Source organism: Geodermatophilus sp. URMC 61 (assembly GCF_052931555.1).
The window spans coordinates 4200767-4214806 of record NZ_JBRFHZ010000002.1; the positions used below are offsets into that span (position 1 = coordinate 4200767).

Annotated in this window: 10 protein-coding genes; 8 read left to right on the forward strand and 2 right to left on the reverse strand. The window is 75.1% G+C overall.

Annotated features, from left to right (window positions below):
* Positions 1–16 precede the first annotated feature (16 nt).
* The 8 genes from ACU610_RS19640 (at position 17) to ACU610_RS19675 (ending at position 11792) form a co-directional block, all read left to right on the forward strand.
* Positions 17–2341, forward strand: a complete 2325-nt coding sequence (locus tag ACU610_RS19640) for a DUF6049 family protein (RefSeq protein WP_446769376.1) — start codon at positions 17–19, stop codon at positions 2339–2341.
* A gap of 470 nt (positions 2342–2811) precedes the next feature.
* Entirely contained in the window at positions 2812–4524 is a 1713-nt protein-coding gene (gene murJ, locus ACU610_RS19645; protein ID WP_446769377.1) for a murein biosynthesis integral membrane protein MurJ, read from the forward strand.
* 68 nt (positions 4525–4592) lie between these two features.
* Entirely contained in the window at positions 4593–6200 is a 1608-nt protein-coding gene (locus ACU610_RS19650) for a hypothetical protein (protein WP_446769378.1), read from the forward strand.
* Between the two features lie 110 nt (positions 6201–6310).
* On the forward strand, positions 6311–7330 hold the full coding sequence (trxB, locus tag ACU610_RS19655) for a thioredoxin-disulfide reductase (protein WP_446769379.1): 1020 nt from the start codon (positions 6311–6313) through the stop codon (positions 7328–7330).
* Positions 7331–7516: 186 nt separating this feature from the next.
* Positions 7517–7843 (forward strand): thioredoxin, encoded by a 327-nt coding sequence (gene trxA / locus ACU610_RS19660; protein WP_091220964.1) that lies wholly within the window; start codon positions 7517–7519, stop codon positions 7841–7843.
* Positions 7844–8048: 205 nt separating this feature from the next.
* Positions 8049–9200, forward strand: a complete 1152-nt coding sequence (locus ACU610_RS19665; RefSeq protein WP_446769380.1) for an N-acetylmuramoyl-L-alanine amidase — start codon at positions 8049–8051, stop codon at positions 9198–9200.
* A gap of 211 nt (positions 9201–9411) precedes the next feature.
* Entirely contained in the window at positions 9412–10800 is a 1389-nt protein-coding gene (locus ACU610_RS19670) for an aminotransferase-like domain-containing protein (RefSeq protein ID WP_446769381.1), read from the forward strand.
* On the forward strand, positions 10797–11792 hold the full coding sequence (locus ACU610_RS19675) for a D-alanine--D-alanine ligase family protein (RefSeq protein ID WP_446769382.1): 996 nt from the start codon (positions 10797–10799) through the stop codon (positions 11790–11792). Before ACU610_RS19670 ends, ACU610_RS19675 begins: the two co-directional genes overlap by 4 nt.
* Before the next feature lie 143 nt (positions 11793–11935).
* Here ACU610_RS19675 and ACU610_RS19680 read toward each other — a convergent pair whose 3' ends face one another.
* On the reverse strand, positions 11936–12976 hold the full coding sequence (locus tag ACU610_RS19680) for a ParB/RepB/Spo0J family partition protein (RefSeq protein WP_446769383.1): 1041 nt from the start codon (positions 12974–12976) through the stop codon (positions 11936–11938).
* Positions 12973–14031, reverse strand: a complete 1059-nt coding sequence (locus ACU610_RS19685; protein ID WP_446769384.1) for a ParA family protein — start codon at positions 14029–14031, stop codon at positions 12973–12975. The genes ACU610_RS19680 and ACU610_RS19685 overlap by 4 nt, the downstream gene beginning before the upstream one ends.
* Between the last annotated feature and the right edge of the window lie 9 nt (positions 14032–14040).

A 14040-nucleotide genomic window follows, 5' to 3' on the forward strand; every position in this document is an offset into this window, starting at 1 on the left:
CCGGCGAGGAGCTGTCGTGAGGCAGCGGTCACCTGCCGCCCGTCCCCCCGGCCGAACGGCCCGGGGGACGACGGTCGCCGTCGCGCTGGCCGGGGTGCTCAGCGCGCCGCTCGTCGCACTCGCCCCGGCCGCGGCCGCCGCCCCCGGGGATCCCACCGTGACCGAGGCGGCCGCCGACGACCGCCCGGTCAGCGTCCGGCTCACCCGCCTGGACCCACGCACGCTGCTGCCGGGTGCGACGGTCACCGTCGAGGCTGAGCTGACCAACACCGGCAGCGAGACGCTCACCGACCTCGACGTGCGGCTGCAGCGTGGTCAGCTGCTGGGCTCCCGCGCCGAGCTGCAGGCCGTCGACGCCGAGCCCGATCTGAGGGCCGCCGCCGCCACGCCGTTCCAGGACGTCGCCGCCGAGCTGCGCCCGGGGGGCTCGGTCTCCTTCACCCTCACCACGACCACCGACGCGCTGGCGATCGACGGCGACGGCGTCTACCCGGTGCTGCTCAACCTCAACGGCGTCGGTGCCGACGGGGAGCGCCGCCGGGTCGGCGAGCTGACCACCTACCTGGTGCAGCCGTCGGTGCCGCCGACGACGCCGACCAGCGTCGCCTGGCTGTGGCCGCTGGTCGAGCGCACCCACCGCGACGCCTCCGGCGCGTTCGTCGACGACGGGCTGACCGCCGAGGTCACGACCGGCGGCCGGCTGGACCGCGCGCTGGCCACCCTCGAGCGGCTGCCCGAGACGGTCCCGCCCGAGGGCGGCGACCCGACGCCGCTGGTCCCGGTGACCCTGGCCGTCGACCCCGCGCTGGTCGAGGAGTTGCAGGTCATGGCCGACGGCCCCTACGCCGTCGCGGGGGCCGAGGGCGCCGGGTCCGGCAGCGACGAGGCCGCCGCCTGGCTGCAGCGGCTGCGCGCCGTCACCGCCGACCACCCGGTGGTCGCCCTGCCCTACGGCGACGTCGACGCCGACTCCCTGACCGCGGCGGGCCTGTCCCCGGTGGTGACCCGCAGCCTGCCGGGCAGTGCCGAGGGGACGGCGCAGGACGCCCCCGCCGCGCCACCGAACGGCGCACCGGCCGAGGTGGAGGTCGCCGGCACCGCCGGCGCGGACATCCTGCACCGCGTCCTGGGCGTCGACGCGCGCACCGACCTGGCCTGGGCGGTCGGCGGCGCGCTGCGGCCGGAGACGCTCGACGTGCTGCAGGACGGTGGCATCCAGCAGGTCGTGCTCGCTCCCGGTGGGCTCAGCGACGGCGCGGCCGCGCTCGGCCTCGAGGGTCCGGCCGCGGCCCGGACGGCGGTGCCGACCGAGGACGGCGAGGTCACGGCCCTGGTCGCCGACCCCGCGCTCGGTGACCTGGCCGGTGCCGCCGCACGGGCGCCCGGGGGCAGCCGGGCCGCCGAGCAGCGCTCGATCGCCGAGCTCGCGCTGCTCGGCCTGCAGACCGGCGGCGCGACCGCGCCGCAGAGCGTGCTCGTGGCCCCACCGCGCGAGGTCGACGCCGACCCCTCCGGCGTGAGCGCCATGATGGCCGCCTCCGCGCAGTACCCCTGGCTGCGGCCGGCCACCGTGGCCGAGCTCGGCGCCGGCCCCGCCACCCCCACCGGCGAGCTGGTGGCCCCCGAGGACCCACGTGGGCTCGAGGCCGCCGGGCTGACCGACGTCACCGCCGCGGTCGCGATCCGCGACCAGCTGGCCAGCGCCGTCGCCGGTGACCCGGACACAGCGCTGGCGCGCTGGGACGCGGCGACCGCCCGCACCACCTCCGCCTCGTGGCGGGACGACCCCGCCGGCTTCACCGCGGCCGCCGCGGACCTGCGGACGACGGTGGACCGGCTGACCGAGCGGGTCACCCTGCTCGCCCCGGCCGACGGCACCTACAGCCTCGCCTCCAGCGACGCCCCGCTGGTGCTCACCGTCCAGAACGACCTGCCCTTCGCCCTGCGCGTCCAGCTGCGGGTGCAGACCCGTGGCAACGCGCTGTCGGTGGGCGACCTCGGCGACCAGGTGCTCCGCCCCGAGCAGCGGACGACGCTGCAGGTGCCGGCCCAGGTGCGCCAGTCCGGCCGCTTCGGCGTCGCGGCCACGCTCACCACTCCGGACGGCGCACCGCTGGGCGACCCGGTGCAGCTGCAGGTGCAGAGCACCGCGTACGGGTCGATCTCGGTCGTCATCACCATCGGCGCGGCGGTACTGCTCGGACTGCTGTTCCTGCGCCGGCTGGTGCGCTACCTGCTGCGTCGCCGCCGCGGCATCCCCGGCGACGAGGACGGCGACCTGCCCGGCCCGGCGCCCGAGGGCGCGGCCGTCCCCCTGCCGCCCACGCGGAGCCCCGTGTGAGCGAGCTCGCGAGCTCACCCGATGAGCACAGCAGCGCCGCGAACGCGGCCGCCGAGCGCCAGCGAGGCGGACACGTGGGCGAGCTCGCGAGCTCACCGGACGAGCACAGCAGTGCCGCGAACGCGGCCGCCGAGCGCCAGCGAGGCGGACTCGTGAGTGACCGACGAGTGGAGGAGCAGCAGCGCCGTCCGCTGCCTCCCGTGCCACCACCCCCTGCCACGCCGCGCCGGCCCGCCACCGAGCGCCCCCCGGCACCGGGGGACGACGCGCGGCGGGAGTCACCGCCTGCCCAGCGCGCCCGCCCGGGGCCGCCGGTCCCCGGTCCGGGGACCCCGCCGGCCGCGCCGCTGCCCCCGCCGCCGTACCCCAAGGCCCCGCCGGGTGGGCGCCCCCTGCCGCCGGTCCCGCCGCCGACGCCGCGCGTCCGCGACCTGCCGCCGGTGCCACCACCGCGGCGCGCCTCACGGTGGGTGCCCGGGCCCGACGACACCCAGCTGATCCCGGTGCTGCCCGCGGTGCCGCGCCGGGTCGACGAGACCGACGAGGATGTCGAGGCCCGCGAGGGCCGGCCCGGCGCCAGCCGGGGCATCCTGCGCGCCGCCGGGACCATGGCGGTGGCCACGCTGGTCTCCCGCATCACCGGGCTGCTGCGCACGATGGTGCTCACCGCGGCGCTGGGCGTCGGGCTGGTCGGCGATGCCTACAACACCTCGAACACGCTGCCCAACATCGTCTACGAGCTGCTGCTGGGCGGGGTGCTGACCTCGGTCGTCGTCCCGCTGCTCGTGCGCGCCCAGGAACGGGACGACGACGGCGGCGCCGCCTACGCCCAGCGGCTCGCCACGGTCGCCACCGCCGGGCTGGTCCTGGTCACCGGCCTGGCGATCCTGGCCGCACCGCTGCTGACCTCGCTGTACGGCCTGGACGAGGACCCCGACCAGCACCGGCTGGCGACCTGGCTGGCCCGCATCCTGCTGGCCGAGATCGTCTTCTACGGCCTCGGCGCGCTGGCGCAGGCGATCCTCAACTCCCGCGGGGTGTTCGGTCCGCCGGCCTGGGCCCCGGTGCTCAACAACGTCGTCGTCATCGCCACCGGCCTGCTGTTCCTCGCCGCCGGTGGTCCCGGCCCGCTGACCCCGGTGACCATCACCGACGAGCAGGTCTGGCTGCTGGGCGTCGGTACCACGCTGGGCATCGCCGTCCAGGCGCTCGTGCTGCTCCCGCTGCTGCGCCGGGTCGGCGTCCCGCTGCGCCCACGCTGGGGGCTGCGCGGCACCGGTCTGCGCGAGGCCGGCACGCTCGGCCTCTGGGTGATCGGCTACGTGGCGGTCAGCCAGGTCGGCGTCGTCGTGGCGACCCGGATCGCCAACGCCGCCGGGCGCGAGGGCGGGCTGGGGTCGATCGGCTTCGCCAACGCCAGCCTGCTGTTCCAGATGCCCTACGGGATCATCGGCGTGGCGCTGCTGACCGCGCTGGTGCCGCGGATGAGCCGGGCCGCCGCGCGCTCCGACGTCCCGGGCGTGGTGCGCGACCTCTCCCTCGGCACCCGCCTGTCGGCCCTCGGCCTGCTGCCGGTCAGCGCCGCGCTGACCGTGCTCGGCCCGGCGCTGGCCGTGGTCGCGTTCGGCCGCGGCAACACCGACGTCGACGAGGCCCGGGCCATCGGCGTCGCGCTGGCCGTGGGCGCCTTCGGGCTGCTCCCCATGGCGGTCACCCTGCTGCAGCTGCGCGTCTTCTACGCCATGAAGGACTCGCGCACCCCCACGCTCATCCAGGTGGGGATGATCAGCGTCCGGGTGCCGCTGCTGCTGCTCGTGCCCGTCGTCGTCCCCCCGGAGCGGGTGGTGGCCGGGCTGATGCTGATCACCAGCCTCACGTACGTGGCCGGCTGGTTGATCGGGCACGCGGTGCTGCGCCGCCGGCTCGGGGCGCTGGAGAACCGCGCCACGCTGGTGCCGGTGCTGCGCACCGCCGCGGTCGCCGTCGTCGCCGGGTTGCTCGGCTGGCTGGCGGTGTCGCTGGCCGACGGCGCACTCGGCCCGTCGGTGGCAGGGTCGCTCGCCACCGTGCTGCTCGGTACCGTGGTCATCGGTGTCGCGACCCTCGCAGGGCTCGTGATCGCCCGCGTCCCCGAGGTCCAGGAGCCCCTGGCGGCTGTCCGGGCCCGGCTGGGGCGCAGGTGAGCAGCGTGACGCCGCCGCCGGGGCAACCCAGCCGCCGGCACGGAGGGGACAGGGGGCCGGGCGCACCGATGACGTCCACGATCACCGGCCTGCCCGACCGCTACCGCCCGCTCGACGAGGTGGGCCCCACCGAGACCACCGCCACCGGCGTCATCCACTGCTGGCGGGCCAAGGACCGCATCCTCAACCGCGACGTCGCCATCCGGGTGCACACCCCCGGCGGGCCGGCCGCCCGCGAGTGGATCACCCGCGCGCTCACCGCCGGCGGGCTGGCCACGCCCGCGCTGGCCATGGTCTACGACGCCGCCGAGGGCAGCGGGGACGGCGCGGCGTCCGGGGGCGCGGCCTACGTCGTGAACGAGTGGATCGAGGGCCGCACCCTCGCCGAGCGCCTGGCCGAGGGTCCGATGCCCGAGCGGGAGGCCCGTACCGTGCTGCGCCGGCTCGCCGAGGGCGTCGCCGCGGCGCACCGGGTGGGGCTGGCCGTCGGAGGGCTCACCCCGGAGACCGTCGTCCTGCGGCCCAACGGCCTGGTCGGGCTGCGCTCGGTGCCGGCCGCCAATGGCACCGTCCAGGGGGACATCGCCGCCCTCGGGGAGCTGCTCGAGTACTGCCTCACCGGTCGGCGCCCGGGCAGCGCCACGTCCGGGCGGACGACGGGGATGCCCCCGGACCTCGCCGCGCTGGTGCGCCGCGCCCGCTCCACCGAGCCCGGCGCGGGCCTGTCCAGCGTCGCCGCCATGGCCGCCCTGCTGGCCGAGCGCCCCCGCACCGGACACACCGCCGAGCCGCAACGAGCCCCGGACGAGTCCGACAGCGGCTGGCTGCGCCGACTGCGCGAGCGCCGCGAGGAAGAACGCGCGGCCGGGGCCGCCGAGGACGTCGCCGTCGACCCCGCACCGACCCGCGACGCCTCCGGCACCGCGTACCCGCCGCTGGACGCCCGCGGCCTGCCGCCGGTCCCCGGCCACCGGTACGAGGACGACGAGGACGACCTGCTGCCGCTGTCAGACGACGACAGCGCGGAGCCGCGGGACGACGGGGCCGGGGACGCGCGCCGGCGCCGGCTGCTCGTCATTGGCATACCGGTGGCGGCCCTGGCCGTCGTCATCGCGCTCGCGGTCTGGCTCGGCAACGTGATCTCGCCCGACGACGTCGCCCGCGACCAGCCGCCCGTCCCGAGCGCACCGCCGTCCAGCGCACCGCCCGCCCAGGAGACGGCCGACCCCGGCGACGCGCCCACCATCACCGGCGGCAGCGTGTACGACCCGTTCGGCGACGGGAACCCGGACAACCCCGACCGGGTGCCGCTGTCCTTCGACGGCGACCCGTCGACGGCCTGGTCGACGGTGACCTACCGGGGGTCGGCGGCGTTCGGCAACCTCAAGGACGGCATCGGCGTCCTCTACGACCTCGGATCCGAGCAGAACCTGGCCGGCCTCGGCGTCACCGGCACCGCCGGAGCCAGCGCCGAGGTCCGGGTCGGCGACCAGCCCGACGGCGACCTCGACTCCTACCGCGTGGTCGCGAGCGGCGAGCTCGGCGACCCGGCCGACCTGTCCTTCGGCGAGCCGGTGACCACCCGCTACGTGCTGCTGTGGCTGACCGGCCTGGCGCCGTCGGACGGCGGCTTCTCCGCGGAGGTCGCCGAGGTCACCCTCACGCCGGAGGGGTGAGGAAGGGCCCTCGCCCCCGCCACCCACGAGCTCGCGGCGGGACCCTGCAGGGGGCCGCAACACCCCGGAGGGGGTCCTGGCCGGGGAATGCGGCCCCTACGATCCTCGTTGTGCCGCGCGTGACGACAGACCACCCGACCCCCGGCCCCGCGGTGACGGCGGAGCACGCGGACCCCGCGATCCCGCCCGCCGAGCACGACGGCGTCCGCGATCTGATCATCATCGGGTCGGGTCCGGCCGGGTACACCGCCACCATCTACGCCGCCCGCGCCAACCTGCACCCGCTGGTGTTCGAGGGCTCGCAGTTCGGCGGCGCATTGATGACCACCACCGAGGTGGAGAACTTCCCCGGCTTCGCCGAGGGCATCCAGGGCCCGCAGCTGATGGACGACATGCGCACCCAGGCCGAGCGCTTCGGCGCCGAGCTGGTCGCCCGCGACGTCACCGAGGTCGACCTCACGGCCGAACCGAAGATCGTCAAGGTCGGCGACGAGGTGCACCGCGCGCACGCGGTCATCGTCGCCACCGGCTCGAAGTACCGGTACCTGGGCCTGGACAACGAGCAGCGCCTGCTCGGCCGTGGCGTCTCGGCCTGCGCCACCTGCGACGGCTTCTTCTTCCGCGACCAGGACATCGTCGTGGTCGGTGGCGGTGACTCGGCGATGGAGGAGGCCACCTTCCTCACCCGCTTCGCCAAGACGGTGACCGTCGTCCACCGGCGGGAGGAGCTGCGCGCCTCGAAGATCATGCAGAAGCGCGCACAGGACAACGAGAAGATCCGCTGGGCGCTGAACAAGCAGGTCACCGACGTGCTCGGCGACCAGACCGTGTCCGGGGTGCAGCTGACCGACGTCAGCACCGGCACGACCCAGGAGCTGCCGGTCTCGGGCGTCTTCGTGGCGATCGGGCACGACCCGCGCAGCGAGCTCTTCGTCGGCCAGCTCAAGCTCGACGACGAGGGCTACATCCAGGTCGAGCACCCGACCACCCGCACCAACATCGAGGGCGTCTTCGCCTGCGGTGACGTGGTCGACCACATCTACCGGCAGGCCATCACCTCGGCGGGTACCGGCGCCGCGGCGGCGATCGACGCCGAGCGCTGGTTGGCCGAGACCTTCGGCGAGCGCTGACGGCGACCTCGCGGGGGCCCGGCGCGAGGGTGCGAGTGCCGGGGGCACGGTGGTCCCCGCACTGTCCCCACCGCTCGCACGCTCGCGGCGGGACCCTGCGGAGGGGCAGCCTGACCCGGGCATACATCCATCCGTTCGCCGGTTGACACCGGCGGCACTCGAGCCAGTTGAACCAAGGGAGAGACCATGGCAGGCAACACCGTGACGGTCACCGACGCGACCTTCGCCGACGACGTGCTGGGCAGCGACAAGCCCGTGCTCGTCGACTTCTGGGCCGAGTGGTGCGGGCCGTGCAAGATGGTCGCCCCCGTCCTCGAGGAGATCGCCGCCGAGCACGGCGACAAGCTGACGATCGCGAAGCTCAACATCGACGAGAACCCGCAGATCGCCCGCGACTACCAGGTCATGTCGATCCCGACCATGACGGTGTTCCAGGGCGGCAAGCCGGTGAAGAGCATCATCGGCGCCAAGCCGAAGGGCGCGATCCTCTCGGACCTCGCCGACTACATCTGACAGAGGACCCCGTCCTCCCCACCCCTCGTTGGAGGACCCCGCTCCCCACCCCCTCGCGAGCTCGCGGCGGGGCCCGGGACGGGGCCAGCGGGACCCGGGACGGGGCCGCTCCGAGGGCCTCCTCCGCCGGCCGGCGGAGGAGGCCCTCGCGCATGCGGGGCCCCACCGGGCCGCCCGAGCGCTCGGGGACCACAATCGACCCACGATGGCATCCGACAGCAGCATGCAGCCCCTGGGGCCGGGGGACCGTGGCCCCGCCGTGGCCGACGTGCACGCCGCTCTGCGCGCCCTCACCCTGCTGCCGGCGGGGAGTGCCGCGGAGGAGGCGTCACTGGACCAGGCGGTCTACGACGCGTCCACCGAACTCGCCGTCCGCCACTTCCAGCAGGTGCGCGGGCTGACCGTCGACGGCCGCGTCGGTGAGGAGACCTACCGGGCCCTGTCCGAGGCCCGGTGGTCGCTCGGCGACCGGCTGCTGCACCACGACCCGGTGCGCCCCGTGCGCGGGGACGACGTCACCAACCTGCAGGACCGGCTGCACGAGCTCGGCTACGACGCCGGCCCGGTGGACGGCGTCTTCGGCCCGGAGACCGAGACGGGGCTGCGGGCCTTCCAGCGCGACTACGGCCTGGCCTCCGACGGCACCTGCGGGCCGGCGACCCTGCGGGCCCTGCGCCAGCTCGGCCGCAAGGTCACCGGCGGGCGCCCTCAGCTGTTGCGGCAGAGCGCCAGCTTCGTGGAGAGCGGTCCGCACCTCATCGGACGGCGGATCGTCGTCGACCCCGGCCACGGGGGCACCGACACCGGCAACACCTTCGGGGAGACCACCGAGGCCGACCTGGTGCTCGACCTGGCCTCGCGCATCGAGGGCCGGCTCGCCGCCGCCGGGGCCACCGTCTACCTGACCCGCGGCCGCGACCAGGACCCGTCCCCGGCCGAGCGGACCGCGTTCGCCAACGACGCCCACGCCGACCTGTTCCTCTCGCTGCACACCGACGCGCACAGCTCCGAGCACGCGCGTGGGGTGGCCAGCTTCTACTACGGCACCGGCTCGGGGGCCTCCTCGACCGTGGGTGAGCAGTTCGCCAACCTGGTACGCCGCGAGGTCGTCGTCCGCACCGGCCTGCTCGACCTCGGCTCGCACCCCAAGACCTGGGACCTGCTGCGGATGAGCCGCATGCCCGCCGTCCGGATCGACGTCGGCTACCTCTCCCACCCGGTCGACCGGCTGCTGCTGCTCGACGCCCGGCTGCGCAGCACCGTGGCCAGCGCCGTCCTCGCCGCCGTCCAGCGGTTGTTCCTGCCCGCCGAGGCCGACCCCCCGACGGGCACGTTCATCCTGCCCGCGAGGAGATAGCACCTCAGCCGCCTGCGAGGCGGCGCGAGGAGTGGGGGCCGGGGGCTCCCGCGATCGAGTGCCGGGCAGGGCTCAGCGCAGCAGGGGCCGGCACCTGGCCGCGGTGTCGTCCGGCAGGACGACGGTGTCACTGTGACGGGCGGGAGGGACCAGTCCGTTCCCTCGCCGTGTCCCCGGCGGGCCGTCCGGTGTGGCTCCCTACACTCGGGACGTGGCCGATCTCCAGCCCGGAACACCCCCGGGTCCCGGTGTGCACCACCCCGCTCCGCGCCACCCGCGGCTGGACCCGCTGGCGGACCGGTACGCGGCACGAACGCACGGGATGAAGACCTCGGAGATCCGTGCGCTGTTCTCCGTGGTCAGCCGCCCCGAGGTCGTGTCGCTGGCCGGAGGGATGCCCGCGGTCACCGCGCTGCCGCTCGACGCGGTCGGCTCGATGATCGGCGAGCTGGTGTCCGGGATGGGTGCCCAGACCCTGCAGTACGGCTCCGGGCAGGGCGACCCGCGGCTGCGTGAGCGGATCTGCGACGTCATGGCCCTCGAGGGCATCACCGACGCCTCGCCCAGCGAGGTCGTCGTCACCGTCGGCTCCCAGCAGGGGCTGGACCTGGTGACCCGCGTCTTCTGCGACCCCGGCGACGTCGTCCTCGCCGAGGGCCCCTCCTACGTCGGCGCGTTGGGGGTCTTCCAGGCGGCCGAGGCGCGCGTCCGGCACGTCCCGATGGACGACGACGGGCTGATCCCCGAGGCGCTGGAGCAGGCGCTGCTCGAGTGCCGCGCCGCCGGCGACCGGGTGAAGTTCCTCTACACCGTGCCGAACTACCACAACCCGGCCGGCGTCACGCTGTCCGAGCCCCGGCGGCAGGCGGTCATGGAGATCGCCGAGCGCTACGACCTGCTGGTCATCGAGGACAACCCCTACGGCCTGCTCGGCTTCGACCGCGAGCCGATGCGGGCGCTGCGGGCCCGGGACGACCGGCGGGTCGTCTACCTCGGCTCGTTCTCCAAGACGTTCTCCCCGGGCCTGCGGGTGGGCTGGGTGCTGGCTCCGCTCGCCGTCCGGGAGAAGCTGGTGCTGGCCACCGAGGCCCAGGTGCTCTGCCCGCCCTCGTTGACCCAGTACGCCGTCGCCCGCTACCTGGACACCCAGCCGTGGCGTGAGCAGATCAAGCACTTCGTCGAGCTGTACCGGGAGCGGCGGGACGCGACGCTCCAGTCGCTCGACGCGCTCATGCCGGCCGGCACCACCTGGACCCGGCCCGACGGCGGCTTCTACGTGTGGCTCAAGCTGCCGCACGGGCTGGACGCCAAGCTCATGCAGCCCCGCGCGGTCAACGCGCACGTGGCCTACGTGCCCGGCATCGGTTTCTACGCCGACGGGTCGGGCCGCGAGTTCATGCGGCTGTCCTACTGCTACCCGGAGCCGGCCCAGATCCGCGAGGGCGTCCGCCGGCTGGCCCGCGTGATCGAGGCCGAGCTGGACCTGCACTCGACCTTCGAGGGGGTGGACACCGGCACCTTCCGGGCCGTTCCGGGGCCGCACACCGTCGACCCGTTCGTCGGCCCGGCCAACAGCGACCGATACGAGGACCGTCCATGACCGAGCCTGCACCCGCACCGACCAGCGAGCAGGGGGCCGGTGCGCACCCGCTGCGCGCCGTCGTCCTCGCCGGCGGGCTGAACGTCGAGCGGGAGGTCAGCCTCTCCTCCGGCACGCAGGTGGCCGAGGAGCTCGCTCGCGCCGGCGTGGAGGCCGAGCTGCGGGACGCCGACGCCGAGCTGCTGCCGGGTCTGGCCGCGGCACCCGCGGACGCCGTCTTCATCGCGCTGCACGGCGCCACGGGCGAGGACGGCGCGCTGCGAGCGGTGCTCGACCTCGCCGGCGTCCCCTACGTCGGCTCACCGGCCGCGGCCTGCCGGCTGGCCTGGGACAAGCCGGCCGCGAAGTCCGTCGTCCGCTCCGCCGGGGTGACCACCCCGGACTGGGTGGCCCTCCCGCACAGCACCTTCCGGGAGCTGGGCGCCGGTGCGGTGCTGGACCTCATCGTCGCCCGCCTGGGCCTGCCGCTCATGGTCAAGCCGGCCTCGGGCGGCTCCGCGCTGGGCGTGCAGAAGGTCAGCCGGGTCGAGGACCTGCCCGCCGCCATGGTCAGCTGCTTCGCCTACGGCGACACGGTGATGGTGGAGCGCTACGTCGACGGCGTCGAGGTGGCGCTCTCGGTGGTCGACCTCGGTGACGGCCCGGAGGCGCTCCCGGCGGTGGAGATCGCCCCCGAGTCGGGCGTCTTCGACTACACCGCGCGCTACACCCCCGGCCTCACCGAGTACCACGCGCCGGCGCGGGTGTCGGCCGAGGTGGCGGCACGGGCCGCAGGGATCGCCGTCCGGGTGCACGAGGTCCTGGGCCTGGCCGACCTCTCCCGCACCGACGCGATCGTCAGCCCGGACGGCGAGGTGCACTTCCTCGAGGTGAACGTCTCGCCGGGGCTGACCGAGACCTCGATGTTCCCGATGGCGGTCGAGGCGGCCGGTTCCTCGCTGGGCGACGTCCTCGCCCGGCTGCTGACCCGGCGGGCCGGCACCACCCGCTGAGGACGGAGGACCCCGTCCCTCTCACCCCTCGCAGGGCTCGGGGTGAGCCTCCGGACGGGGCCGGCGGGACCCGGGACGGGCCGTCGGAGGGCGACACAGAGGCCCGGTTCCGTCCGTGACGGAACCGGGCCTCTGTGCGTCGATCACTCCTCGGGACGGTGTCCTGCGACGTCCGGGGCCATCTGCCCGATGATGCGCTGCAGGTCGTCGACCGAACCGAACTCGACGACGATGCGGCCCTTCGCCCGGCCGATCTGGATCCGCACCTTGGTCTCGAAGGCGTCCGAGAGCCGGCCGGCGAGGTCCTCGACGCCGGGCGCGCTGATCCGCCGCGGCCGGCGCTTGGCGGCGGGCTCCTCGGCGACGGCCAGCGCGACCGCCTCCTCGGTGGCCCGCACCGACATCCCCTCGGCGACGATGCGCGCCGCCAGCGCCTCCTGCTTCCCCGCGTCGGGGAGGCCGAGCAGCGCTCGCGCGTGGCCGGCGGAGATGACGCCGGCGGCGACGCGCGTCTGCACCTTCACCGGCAGCTTGAGCAGCCGGATGGTGTTGGTGACCTGGGAACGGCTGCGGCCGATCCGGCTGGCCAGCTCCTCGTGGGTGGCACCGAACTCCTCCAGCAGCTGCTGGTAGGCCGCGGCCTCCTCGAGCGGGTTGAGCTGGACCCGGTGGATGTTCTCCAGCAGGGCGTCGCGCAGCAGCGCGTCGTCCGTGGTGTCCCGGATGATCGCCGGCACGAACTTCAGGTCGGCGGCGCGAGCGGCACGCAACCGGCGCTCGCCCATGATGAGCTCGTAGCCGCCCTCGGAGCGCTCGCGCACGACGATCGGCTGCAGCAGGCCGAACTCGCGGACGGAGTGCGTGAGCTCCTCCAGGGCCTCGTCGTCGAAGACCTGGCGGGGCTGCTTCGGGTTGGGGACGACGTCGACCACCGCGACCTCGCGCAGCTGCGCGCCGGGGACGCCGACCGCGGCCTCGGCCTGCGCGGCGACGGTGGCCGCGGCCTGGGCCGCCGGGGGGAGCAGATGCACCGGGGGAGCGGGCGGCGCGGCCGGTGCGGCCTCGCGGTCAGCGGCCTGGTCAGCGCCGTCGTCCGCGACGGGCAGCGGGGACTGCTCGTCCTCCGGGGCACTGGTGGGGATCAGCGCCGCCAACCCACGGCCCAGACCGCCACGCTTGCTCATGCTCGCTCCTCAGAGGACGGGGGGACGGGCACGGTCGCCGCGTCGGTGTCGGGGAACGCCGCGCCCAGGGGCGCGGCGACGGGTGTGCCGGGCGTCGGACGGGAGGGCAGCGGCGGCAGGGAGACGCCGCGGTGGGCCAGCTCGCGCGCGGCCTCCACGTAGCTGGTCGAGCCGCGCGACCCGGGGTCGTAGGTGACCACCGACTGGCCGTAGCCGGGGGCTTCCGAGACTCGCACGTTCCGTGGGATGACGGTGTCCAGCACCAGGCTGCCGAAGTGGTTGCGCACCTCCTCGGCCACCTGGTCGGCCAGCTTCGTCCGCCCGTCGTACATCGTGAGCAGGATGGTCCGGACGGCGATCCCGGGGTTGAGGTGCCGGCGGACCAGGTCGATGTTGTTGAGCAGCTGCCCCAGGCCCTCGAGCGCGTAGTACTCGCACTGGATGGGGATGAGCACCTCGTCGCCGGCCACGAGCGCGTTCAGCGTGAGCAGCCCCAGGGACGGCGGGCAGTCGATGAGCACGTAGTGCGGGCGCTGCTCCGGCGGGAGCTCCTGCAGGTAGGTCTCGATCGCCCGGCGCAGCCGGTACTCGCGGGCGACGACGGAGACCAGCTCGATCTCGGCACCGGCCAGGTCGATGGTCGCCGGCACGCAGGAGAGCAGTGGCGTGGCCGTCGTCGGGTGCACCACCTCGGCGAGCGAGCTGTCACCGACCAGGGCGTCGTAGACCGACGGCGTCCCCACGCTGTGGTCCACGCCGAGGGCCGTGCTGGTGTTGCCCTGCGGGTCGAGGTCGATGACCAGCGTCCGCAGCCCGTACAGCGCCAGGGCGACCCCGAGGTTGACCGACGAGGTGGTCTTGCCGACGCCGCCCTTCTGGTTGGCGATGGTGATGACCCGGATGCGACCCGGTGCGGGGAACGGCTCCTGGTCGGCCGCGTGCAGGACCTGGGTGGCCCGCAGTGCCTCCATCGCGATGGGGCTGTCGAACTCGACGGCGGAGGCCGACTGCTCGGCCGTGAGACTGCTCCGCAGCCGTTGGCCCGGGTCGGTCATCTGAGGTCC

Excerpts from the sequence above, each read along its gene's own strand:
- ACU610_RS19650 (WP_446769378.1), top strand. The coding sequence starts at position 4,593 with ATGACGTCCACGATCACCGGCCTGCCCGACCGCTACCGCCCGCTCGAC.
- trxA (WP_091220964.1), top strand. The coding sequence starts at position 7,517 with ATGGCAGGCAACACCGTGACGGTCACCGACGCGACCTTCGCCGACGAC.
- ACU610_RS19665 (WP_446769380.1), top strand. The coding sequence starts at position 8,049 with ATGGCATCCGACAGCAGCATGCAGCCCCTGGGGCCGGGGGACCGTGGC.
- ACU610_RS19675 (WP_446769382.1), top strand. The coding sequence starts at position 10,797 with ATGACCGAGCCTGCACCCGCACCGACCAGCGAGCAGGGGGCCGGTGCG.
- ACU610_RS19680 (WP_446769383.1), bottom strand. The coding sequence starts at position 12,976 with ATGAGCAAGCGTGGCGGTCTGGGCCGTGGGTTGGCGGCGCTGATCCCC.
- ACU610_RS19685 (WP_446769384.1), bottom strand. The coding sequence starts at position 14,031 with ATGACCGACCCGGGCCAACGGCTGCGGAGCAGTCTCACGGCCGAGCAG.